The 10920-nt window shown below is 68.9% G+C and carries 5 protein-coding genes; 1 reads left to right on the forward strand and 4 read right to left on the reverse strand.

The window, feature by feature from the left end; genetic code table 11:
* Nucleotides 1-478: 478 nt before the first annotated feature.
* The 4 genes from MOQ72_RS45505 to MOQ72_RS42920 all read right to left on the reverse strand — a co-directional run bounded on the left by MOQ72_RS45505 (nucleotide 479) and on the right by MOQ72_RS42920 (nucleotide 8967).
* Complete coding sequence (locus MOQ72_RS45505; protein ID WP_242191810.1) at nucleotides 479-4177, reverse strand: FkbM family methyltransferase; 3699 nt, start codon at nucleotides 4175-4177, stop codon at nucleotides 479-481.
* 81 nt (nucleotides 4178-4258) lie between these two features.
* Complete coding sequence (glnA, locus tag MOQ72_RS42910) at nucleotides 4259-5602, reverse strand: type I glutamate--ammonia ligase (RefSeq protein WP_242191811.1); 1344 nt, start codon at nucleotides 5600-5602, stop codon at nucleotides 4259-4261.
* A 56-nt stretch (nucleotides 5603-5658) separates the two neighbouring features.
* The gene (locus MOQ72_RS42915) at nucleotides 5659-7272 is read right to left on the reverse strand and encodes an SLC13 family permease (protein WP_242191812.1); all 1614 of its coding nucleotides are present in this window, start codon (nucleotides 7270-7272) and stop codon (nucleotides 5659-5661) included.
* A gap of 114 nt (nucleotides 7273-7386) precedes the next feature.
* Nucleotides 7387-8967, reverse strand: a complete 1581-nt coding sequence (locus tag MOQ72_RS42920; protein WP_242191813.1) for an alpha/beta hydrolase — start codon at nucleotides 8965-8967, stop codon at nucleotides 7387-7389.
* Nucleotides 8968-9051: 84 nt separating this feature from the next.
* Between MOQ72_RS42920 and MOQ72_RS42925 the strand changes: the two genes are divergently transcribed.
* Nucleotides 9052-10797, forward strand: a complete 1746-nt coding sequence (locus tag MOQ72_RS42925) for an NAD+ synthase (RefSeq protein WP_242191814.1) — start codon at nucleotides 9052-9054, stop codon at nucleotides 10795-10797.
* Nucleotides 10798-10920: the final 123 nt, after the last annotated feature.

Genomic DNA, 10920 nt, shown 5'->3' on the forward strand with positions numbered 1-10920 from the left:
CCGCGCAGTCAGGGGCATAAAAGAACACTAACCAAAACAGTCCACTGTTGAGTTCTCAAAGAACACACCCACACCAGCGCGAACGCGTCTGGCGGAGTATTTTCTCCGTCGCTTTCTTGTGTCGGTAACTCTAACAGGCAGTCATTTCGACGTTTTCAGGGGGTGCCCCCGCGCTGATCGTTCCGAAGGTCGAGCCTGTTACTTGAGTTATCAACGCACCTCATAGCTCTGTCGTCTACTTGGCGACCGCTTAACGTTACCCGGTGCGCTCCGCGGTGTCAAACCGCGCGCCCCGGTCGGTGTGCGCTCCGCGGAGTTCGTATCCGATCCCCGGGCGCTCCCGCAGCCGTCCTCGCCAGGCTCTTGCGTCCTGTTCCGTCCGGCCTTCCGTGCGGTGGAAAGAAAATTACGCACACTCTGCGTCAAAGTCAAATCGCCTGGTCAGACTCTTGACGTCGCTCATTCGGCGGCGCTCGGGTTACTTGCGCTTGGGCCGCAGCCAGAGTTTCACGGTGCTCACCGAACTCGTTGCATTGATCGCTTCTAGCAGGTCAGACGCGGTTACCGGCTCGGTTCGGCCGACCGGCACGAGCTCGTAACCCCAGGTTCCGAACTCGCGGAGTGCCGCCGCTGGGTCGTCACCTAGTTGGCTTATTGAGCCCGGTGTGAAAGAGCACACGATCGAAGGACGGTCGCGGCGCAGCAACCGGACCAGACCACCGAGCACCCGATGCACTCGGCCACCCACGTCGACGTGCACCACCGACAACTTCAGGTTCCGCAGGGCTTCGTGGTTCTCCAACTCGCGGTCGAGCCGGACGCCGCGCACCGCTGGGGCGTTGTCCTCGCTCACCGGAGTGACCGACAGGCCGCCCGTGAGCGCCGACTCGGCTGCCAGGTGGCAGGACCCGTCCCATGCCGCGCCCTCGACCACCACGAGCCGGTGGCCCCAGGCCGCCGGGACGTTGACCTCGACGTTGCGCTTCAGCAGCGCGGTGCTCTCTGGACATGGCTCCACCGCTATGACGGCGCCGCTGTTTCCCATGCGGCTGAGCACGCGCACCGTCTGGTAGCCGACGTAGGCGCCGACGTCCATGAACACGCCATCCGGCTCCAGCAGCGAGTCGATCAGCGCCGACACTTCGGAATCCCAGGTCGAATGCGACGACAGCCAGGGCAGCATGAAGCTGTCATCGGCGGGCAGCCGGAGCAACCCCGCATCGCAGAGCACCGGCGTGGTGGTGCCGTCGCCTGTTCCGGTGTTGCGTTCGTGCTCCCGCAGCAGGATGCGTTGCAGGACATCGGTGCGCTGCAAGGCGTTCGCGGCATCGTGCGACGCGCTGCGCAGGCTCGCCTCGACTCCCCGGTCCCCCTCCTGCCGCTGTTCCAGCGCATCCATCCGGTCGAGGATCCGCTCGACCGCGCCGGTCAGGCTGTCCAGGCGGTCCGCCAGGGCGTCGACGCGTTGGTCACCGACTGCACCGTCTTCGAGCTTGCGGAGCCTGCGGTGTTGTTCGGCCAGGTCGGCGCGGGCTCGGACCATGCCGTCATCGGTGCCGAGCAGTTGGGCGCCCAACTGCTCGTGGCGCTGGACGAGTTGGACCAGCTCCGCGCGCATTGCCTCCAGGTCGCCTTCGCCGTCGACCTCGTATTGGCGGCGAAGCAGTTCGGATGCGGTCTGCTCGACGCCGTCGACGAGTGAGCGCATCACATCGCGGATGTGCTCGTCGTAGTGGCTCAGTGCCTTGAGCACTGCCTTGCGCAGGGCCGGGGCCATCGAATTCCGGCTGCTGGCGCCCACGTCCGGTGCGCGGTGCAGCGCATGGCGTGCCACCAGGAGCGGGCGCAACGGGTCGTCGAACTGGCCGTGGCTGTCGCGCGACCACTTCGTGCGCCAGTTCCGGTACGCGTGCTCGACGCGCTCGCGCAGGCGTGCGCCCGCACGCGCGACGGTATGCGTCGCGAGCAGGTTTTCCTTTGCCGCCGCACCGAAAGCCGCAGTGCCCTCGGGATCGTCGGCGGCTGCGCGCAACAGCTCGGCGGCCGCATCGATGTCCGGTTCACCAGGTCCCTGACAAGGCACCAGGCGGGCGGCTTCCGCCCCGAAGAGCTCGGCGACCGCCCCGTGCTCGCCCGCGATAACCGGCACTCCGTGCGCGGCGATCTCGAGCAGCCGCAGCACGTGATCGTCACCGGCTTCCCCGCGGCGCAATGACGTGAAGCAATCCGACGCGGACAGCAGCGGGTGGATGTCGAGGTCTTCTTCGATCAACAGCACGCGCGGATCCGGCGCGGTGGCCAGCCGCAGGCGTTCGGCCGCCTCCGGGTGCTCGACCGCACCGGCGACACCGATCAGCAGGCGCACGTCATCGCGTTCCGGGAAGGCCGCCAAGAAGGCGTTGACCACGCCGAGCGCGTTGTCCGCACGCTCGGCGGCGTGGTCCACGAACGCACCGAAGACGAACTCGTCGGACAGCCCGAACCGGGCCCGAGCGCCTTTCCGGGTCGGTAGATCCACCCGCTCGCGCTCCGGCGCTGGCAACGCCACGACTCGTGTTTTCGCACCGTTGCGGCGGGCCGCGGCGCGACTGCTCTCCGAAAGCACCCAGGTTTCAGCCACATCGGTGGTCGAGGCATCGGTCGTGCTGGAGTGGATGTCGATCACGTACCGGCCCGCGGGCACCGGGAGACCAGGCTCGCAGCGCAGCACCACCGGGTAGTAGGCCGTGTCCGCCGAGGGCAGTCCGGAGGCGCGGACGGCGGTGCGCATCAGCTCCGCGAGCGGGCCGTCGCCGAGGACCGCGACGCCGAGCTGATCGACCAGCGCGGCACGTTGATCGATTCGGCGGTGCACCGCCTCGGCCGGAACGCGACTGCTGGCCACTCCCACTCCGACGCACCACTCGCGGAAGGCTTCCGCGTGGCTGCCGAACGGATCCGGGTAGTCGCGCCGCAGGATCGGATCGTCCGCCCACACCGCGGCGGTCCACCGGGAACCCCCTGCCGCGCGCTGGCGGTCGTCCACCGGGGTGCAGGCCCATTCCCGGAACTCCGCCAGCGTCGCGCCCGGTTCGAACGGGCTGGGCGGCGGTTGACCGTTCGCGAGCCAGGTTTCGAGGTATTCGCGGCGCAACGTGGTGGGCAGCACGACGCCGTCGGGCAGGACGTCGAACGGATGCGGCTGCTCGCGGGTGTAACCGGCCCCGACCAGCGCATTCCGGTAGCCCGCGCACAGCCCGGCGAGCACCGCGTTCTCCGAGAGCAGGATCCGCGGGCGGTCGGCGTAGTTCGTGGACAGCAGCCACGGCCGCTGCGGCTGGAAACCGTCGAAGTGGACGCTGCGCAGCGCCGCGCCGTCCACCTCGTGCCGACCGTCGCCAGCCACCGTCAGTTCGCGCTGCGCCGCGTTCCAGACCGACAGGCCCACCCCTGGGTCGCGAATCACCTGGTGATCGACCAGCGCGGGCACGCCGTCCAGCATCGACGTCGCCGTCGTGGGATCGGCGGCCAGCTGCTCTACCCACGTCGCGAGCAGCGGTTCGGCACCGGGGCGGACGGCGAACACGCTGGGGTCGAAGGTGCCCGATTCGGCGAGGTCGGTCGGGCTGGGACGCAGACCGTCGACCGCCAGCGGGCGCAGCACCCGCGGGACCAGGGCGACCGGCCGCTGTTGGGTCAGGCCCCCAAGCAGATCGTCGAAGCGGCCGAAGACCTGGACGGACGGTTCGAGGTACAGCAGGGTCGAACCCGATTCCAGCAGGTGCTGCAGGAACCTCGGGCGCAGCACGTTGCGCAGTTGCTCCGCGGTGCAGCTCATCGCCAGCCGGGCGAACTCCCGCAGGTCGAGACCGATGTCGGCGACGGTCAGGCCGTCGGGTTCCGGCCGGTCCGCGCTGGGCAGGTCGACCACCAGCAGCGCGAACTGCGCGTCCGGGTGGTGTCGGCGGAACGTCTCCCGCAGCACCCGTGCGGCTGGGAGCTGGTCCCGGCACGCGAGGGTGCAGCCGAGCAGGGTGCCCGTACCGATTTCGTCCGGGACTTCGGCTGGCCACTCCGGCTCGCCGAACAGCTCCGCCGGTTGTTCCAGCACACCGGACTGCAGCGTGGCTTCCGTGACGGCCTCGCCATCGGAACTCCCGGAGGTCACGGGGTCGGGCTGCGCCTGCGAATCAGTCACGCGCGCAACCTATCGTTCCTCGCGTCCCAACAACACGCCCAACCCCACGAGTGCCCATCCGGCCCAATGCTGGCGGCGTGCTCACAGCAAGGGCATCAGGGTGCGGAGTTCGTAGGGCGTGACGTGGCTGCGGTAGGCGTTCCACTCGTCGCGCTTGTTGCGCAGGAAGAAGTCGAACACGTGCTCGCCGAGGGTTTCCGCGACCAGCTCGGAGGACTCCATCTCGGACAGCGACTCGTTGAGGTTCTGCGGCAGGTTGGCGTAGCCGGCCGCTTTGCGCTCGCGTTCGGTGAGCCCCCACACGTCGTCTTCGGTGGCGGGTGGCAGTTCGTAGCCCTTCTGCACGCCGCGCAGTCCAGCCGCGAGGATCACCGCGTAGGCCAGGTACGGGTTGCAGGCCGAGTCGAGGCTGCGGACCTCGACGCGGCGGGACGACGCCTTGCCCGGCGAGTACATCGGCACGCGGACCAGCGCGGACCGGTTCGCGTGGCCCCAGCAGACCGCGGTCGGCGCCTCACCGCCGACGACCAGCCGCTTGTACGAATTCACCCATTGGTTGGTCACGGCGCTGATCTCGCGAGCGTGGTGCAGGATCCCGGCCACGAACGCCCGGCCGATGTCGGAGAGCTCGTAGGGGTTCTCCGGGTGGTAGAAGGCGTTCTGGTCGCCCTCGAACAGGCTGAAGTGGGTGTGCATGCCCGAGCCGGGCTGCGCGCTGAACGGCTTGGGCATGAACGAGGCGCGCACGCCCTGGGTGATCGCGACTTCCTTGACCACGTACCGGAAGGTCATCACGTTGTCGGCCATGGTCAGCGCGTCGGCGTAGCGCAGGTCGATCTCCTGCTGGCCCGGCGCCCCCTCGTGGTGGCTGAACTCCACCGAGATCCCCATCGCCTCCAGGGTCTCGATCGCGTTGCGCCGGAAGTGCGGTGCGGCGTCGTGGCTGGCCTGGTCGAAATAGCCGCCGGAGTCGGCGGGCAACGGCTCGCTGCCGTCATCCGGCAGGTTCTTGAGCAGGAAGAACTCGATCTCGGGGTGCACGTAGCAGGTGAAGCCGGACTCGGTGGCCCGAGCCAGGGTGCGGCGCAGCACGTGCCGCGGGTCCGACCAGCACGGCGAGCCGTCGGGCATGTGGATGTCGCAGAACATCCGGGCCGAGTAGTGCTCCCCGTCGGGGGTCTCCCACGGCAGCACCTGGAAGGTCGAGGGGTCCGGTTTTGCGACCATGTCCGATTCGTAGACCCGGGCGAAGCCCTCGATGGCCGAGCCGTCGAACCCGATGCCCTCGGCGAAAGCGCCCTCCAGTTCGGCGGGCGAGATCGCCACCGACTTGAGCATGCCGAGGACATCGGTGAACCACAGCCGCACGAAGCGGATGTCACGTTCCTCCAAGGTGCGGAGCACGAACTCCTGCTGGCGGTTCATGCACGCAGCCTAAGAGTTCCGGGCACCGATTGCGTAACTGGTCCATGAACCTCGGGCTAGCCGAACCCGAGCGCGGCGATCATGAGCGGCAGGATCAGCGCGATGAGTATCGCCCCGGCGACGTCAAAGACCACTCCCGACCTGATCATCTTCGTGATCGGGACCGCGCCCGAGCCGTAGATGATCGCGTTCTGCGGCGTGGACACCGGCAGCATGAACCCGAAAGACGCCGCGAAGGTGGCAGCCAGCGCGGGCACGAACGGATTCACACCCGCCGCAACCGCAATCGGGATGACGATTGGCACCACCACGGCAGCCGAGGCGGTGTTCGACGTCGTCTCCGAAACCAACACCGCGAGGACGATGGCGAATATCGTGATGGCAACGCCGCTGGTGAAGCCGAGGTTGTTCGCGGTGCCCTCGCCGAGGGTCTTGGCCAGCTCGGTGTCGGCGAGCAAGGAACCGAAGATGATGCCGGTGCCGAACAGCACCACGGTTCCCCAGTCGATGCGGCTGGCTTCGGTCCACGTCAGCGTGAACTGGCGCTTGGACCAGTCGGTCGGCAGCAGGAACAGCAGCGAGGCGCCGAGCACCGCGACGATGCCTTCGTCGAGCCGCTCGCTGACCGCGTCGTAGGCCGCCGAGTCGTTGCCCGCGATCAGCGCGACCACAGCCGGGGCCACCCACAGCGCGACGGTGATGGCGAAGGCGATCAACGTGTTCTTCTCGGCCCTGGACATCGAGCCGAGCTTGGCGCGTTCGGATGCCACGTATTCCTCGACGCCGGAGAGCTTCTTGATCTCCGGGCGGTTGAGCAGCAGCAGGATGCCCGCCAGGACGACGAACATCAGCAAGCACACCGGTGCGGCCATGGCCATCCACTGCAGGAAGGAGATGCGTTGCCCGGTGGCCTCCTCGATCAGGCCGCGGCCGATCAGGTTCGGCGGCGAACCGATCGGGGTGAGCAGGCCGCCGACGCTGGCCCCGTAGGCGAGCATCAGCATCAGGGCGACACCGACCCGCAGCCGGAGCGGATCGAAGGGGGCTCCTTCGGGGAGTTCCTTGCGGACCAGCTCGGCGATCACCGCGAGGATGCCGACCGCGGTGGGCAGCAGCATCGCGACCGTGGCCGTGTTGGACACCACCGACGAGAGCAGGCAGGTGATCACGCCGAAGGCGATGATCACCCGCGACGCGCTACGCCCGACGCCGGGCAGCGACAGGATGGTGAACGCGAAGCGCCTGGCCACACCGTGCCGCAGCATCGCCTGGGCGAGGATGAACGCGCCGATGAAGGTGAACACCGTCGAGGATCCGAACGGCGCGAGCACGTCGTCCGGGGGCATGACGCCGAGGACCACGACGGCCGCGACGCCGATCAGACCACCGACCGGGATCGGCACCGGCTCGCACACCCACAGCACGACGACACCGAGGAGCACTGCGGCCAGCTTGTGCTGGGCGGGTTCGAGTTGGATGGGTAGGAGGAGGAACACGATGGTCAGCACCGGGGCGAGGATCAGCCCGACGGTGCGGCGCGCCCGTTCGAACCGCTCTTCGGCTGGGGAGAGCACCTGCTCGCCCAGACCTCGGTACGTGCTGCCGGACAGCAGCACCGATGTCACGCTCTGCGCATCGGCCGGTCGGCCCGCATCACCCGTTTTGTCCATGCCCCAGACGATAAGCCGACTGTGATCGACTTCACTAGAGGTCGCTGGCAAGTAGTCGGGAACGCCCGAGTTCGGAGCCGGTTAGTGGACCGCGCTCACCGGCTCCGAGACGCTTCAGGATTTGCAGCGGGCGCCGTCGCTGGGCAGCGTCAAGTTGATCAGGTACGCCGTAACCATGTCGTCCACGCAGTTGCTGCCCTGGAGGAAGACGGTGTGCTGGGTGCCCTCGAAGGTCAGCAGGCGACCGTGCAGTGCCGCCGCGAGCTTCACCCCCGCGTCGTAGGGCGTGGCCGGGTCGCCGGTGGTGGAGATGACCACGACCGGCGGCAGGGCGCCCACCTGCGGTTGGGCGGTCTCGCCGGTGACCGGCACCGGCCAGAACGCGCAGACCTCGCGCGCCGGATTCGGTGGGTAGCCGTCGTCCAGGAACGGCGCGGCCTCGCGGTACCGGCGGTCGGCATCGCGCACCGCTGCCGGATCTTCGACACGCGGATCGTCGACGCAGTGCACGGCGTCGAAGGCGTCGGTGGTGTTGGAGTACCGGCCGTTGAGACCGCGGCTGTAGTAGCTGTCCGCCAGCGACAGCAGCCCCCGGCCGCTGCTCTGCCGGAGTTCGGCCAACCCGTTGTCGAGCTGCTCCCAGAGGCTCGGCGCGTACAGCGCCTGGATCGCCCCCATCGTGGCGTCGGTGTAGGACAGCTCGCGACCGTTGCCCGCCTGCGCCGGGTGCTGCACCAGCGGGCGGGTGAGCTGCTGGAACTCCGCGACCGCGCGCTTCGGGTCGTGGCCCAGCGAGCACTGCTGGCGCGCGGTGCACCACGCCGCGAAGTCGTTGAAGGCGTGCTGGAATCCGAAGCCCTGCGCGACCTCGGCGTCCACCGCGGACTGCGTCGGATCGATCGCACCGTCCAGCACCATCGCCCGCACGTTGCCCGGGAACTCCTCCGCGTACTCCGAACCGATCCGGGTGCCGTAGGAGTAGCCGAGGTAGGTGAGCTTCTCGTCACCGAGCACCGAACGCAGCACGTCCATGTCCCGGACGACTTCGCGGGTACCGACGTTGGCGAGCATCTTGACGCCGGTGCGCTCGACGCACCTGGCCACGTAGTCGCGCTCCTCCTGCTCGGTGCTGGCGACCCCACCCGGCGACGCGTCCGCGTCCGAGTCCAGCCGCTCGGCGTCGCGTTCCTGGCCGGTCAGGCAGTGCACGGCCGGTTCGGAGGCGCCGATCCCGCGCGGGTCGAAGCCGACCAGGTCGAACCGGCTGCTCAGTTGGCTCTGCGAGAACGACGAGGCCAGGCTGGTCGCCGCGCTCATCCCGGAAGCACCCGGACCACCGGGGTTCATCACCAGCGAGCCGATCCGATGTTGCGGATCGGTGGCCGGGATGCGCAGCACCCCGAGCGTGATCGACTGGCCCTGCGGGTCGGCGTAGTCCAGCGGGACTTGCAGCCGCGCGCATTCCAGACCCGGATCCTGGAAGGCCGTCCGATCGCTGTCGGTCGTGGCGTACGGGGCGCACGGCCCCCAAGACAACGTCTGCGAGTAGTACCGCTCCAGACCTGCCGGGACGGGCCCGACCGGTCCTTTGCGCTCGTTGTGCGGCTGCAGCGGCTCGCTCTCTGGCGCTGTCGGAGCACACGCGACGAGGCCCAGCACGGCGAGCACGGACAGCACGGGCAGTAGGCGGTTCACTACTGAATCGTGACATGCATTTGGCGTCGCGGCTCACAGCGGGCTGCGACGACGCTGCGCGGCTGCGTGCGCGAAGATGGGTGCATGCCCCAGTTGCGGATCGCACTCGCGCAGGTAAACGCATGTGTCGGCGATATTGCTGGTAACAGTTCGATGGTCTTGGACTGGACGCGCAGGGCCGTGCAGGACGGCGCTCATCTGGTGGCGTTCCCCGAGATGATGCTCTCCGGCTATCCGGTCGAGGACCTCGCGCTGCGCAGGTCGTTCGCCGCCGCGAACCTCGCCGAGCTGGAGCTGCTCGCCCGGCGCTTGCAGGACTCGGGCTGCGGGGACGCGCTGGTCGTGGTCGGTCACCTCGGCCGCGACGACGAAGGACCGCGCAACTCGGCGTCGCTGCTGTACGGCGGCGAGATCGTCGCGACCTACCACAAGCACCACCTGCCGAACTACGGCGTGTTCGACGAGGCGCGCTACTTCGCGCCCGGCTTCAACCTGCCGATCGTTCGGCTGCACGGCCTGGACATCGGCGTGGTCATCTGCGAGGACATCTGGCAGAACGGCGGCCCGGTGGCGGCGCTGGGCAAGGTCGGGGTGGACTTGGTGATCTGCCCGAACGGCTCGCCGTACGAACGCGCCAAGGACGACGTGCGCACGCCGCTGGTCATCGGGCGGGCCGCCGAGGCCGGGGCGCCGATGGCGTACGTGAACCTGGTGGGCGCGCAGGACGAGCTGGTCTTCGACGGTGACTCGATGGTCGCCACGCCCGACGGCGAGGTCATCGCGCGGGCCCCGCAGTTCACCGAGCACCTTATGGTGTTGGACCTGGACCTGCCCGCGGGTGGCTACACCTCGACCACGGTGCCCGCCGAGTCCGGCCCGATGTGGATGTCCGCCTTCGACGTGCAGCGGATCGTGCTGCAGCCGGACCCGCTGCCGAGCTACGAACCGCGCCCCGTCGCGCCGCCCGCGGAGCCGTTGGCCGACGAGGCCGAGGTTTGGGGGGCACTGGTCACCGGGCTGCGGGATTACGTGCAGAAGAACGGTTTCCGGTCGGTGACCTTCGGTTTCTCCGGTGGCATCGACTCGGCGGTGTGCGCCGCGCTGGCCGCCGACGCGCTCGGGGCGGACGCGGTGTACGGCGTGTCGATGCCGTCGAACTACTCGTCCGAGCACTCCCGCTCGGACGCCGCCGAGCTGGCGCAGCGGATCGGCTGCCACTTCGAGGTGCACGCGATCGCGGACATGGTCGAGGTGTACGTGCGGCAGCTGGAGCTGACCGGGCTGGCCGAGGAGAACGTGCAGGCCCGGTGCCGGGGCATGCTGCTGATGGCGTTGTCGAACCAGCGCGGGCACCTGGTGCTGGCCACTGGGAACAAGACCGAGCTGGCGGTTGGGTATTCGACGATCTACGGCGACGCGGTGGGTGCGTTCGCACCGATCAAGGACGTGCCGAAGACGCTGGTGTGGAAGCTGGCGAAGTGGCGCAACGCCGATGCGGAGAAGCGGGGCGAGGTGCCGCCGATCCCGGAGAACTCGATCACCAAGGCGCCGTCGGCGGAGCTGCGGCCCGGCCAGGTGGACCAGGATTCGCTGCCGGAGTACGACGTCCTGGACGTGGTGCTGGACGGTTACGTGGAGGGCGACCGCAGTTACGCGGACCTGATCGCCGACGGGTTCGACGCCGAGCTGGTCGAGCGGGTGTTGCAGCTGGTGGACCGCGCCGAGTACAAGCGTCGGCAGTACCCGCCGGGCACCAAGATCACGTTCAAGGCGTTCGGGCGGGACCGGCGGTTGCCGCTGACCAACCGCTGGCGCGAGATCGCACCGTGAGGGTCGGGGGGGGGGGGGGGGGCGGGGGGGCGGGCGGGGGGGGCCCCCCCCCCCCCGCCCCCGCCCCCCCCCCCGCGGGCGGCGGGGGGGGGGGGGGGAGAATAATTGTGTGGGGGGGACCAA

Origin of the sequence: Saccharopolyspora soli, assembly GCF_022678645.1 — a bacterium.
GTDB classification, from domain to species: Bacteria; Actinomycetota; Actinomycetes; order Mycobacteriales; family Pseudonocardiaceae; genus Saccharopolyspora; species Saccharopolyspora soli.

Excerpts from the sequence above, each read along its gene's own strand:
- MOQ72_RS42915 (WP_242191812.1), bottom strand. The coding sequence starts at position 7,272 with ATGGACAAAACGGGTGATGCGGGCCGACCGGCCGATGCGCAGAGCGTG.
- MOQ72_RS42925 (WP_242191814.1), top strand. The coding sequence starts at position 9,052 with ATGCCCCAGTTGCGGATCGCACTCGCGCAGGTAAACGCATGTGTCGGC.
- glnA (WP_242191811.1), bottom strand. The coding sequence starts at position 5,602 with ATGAACCGCCAGCAGGAGTTCGTGCTCCGCACCTTGGAGGAACGTGAC.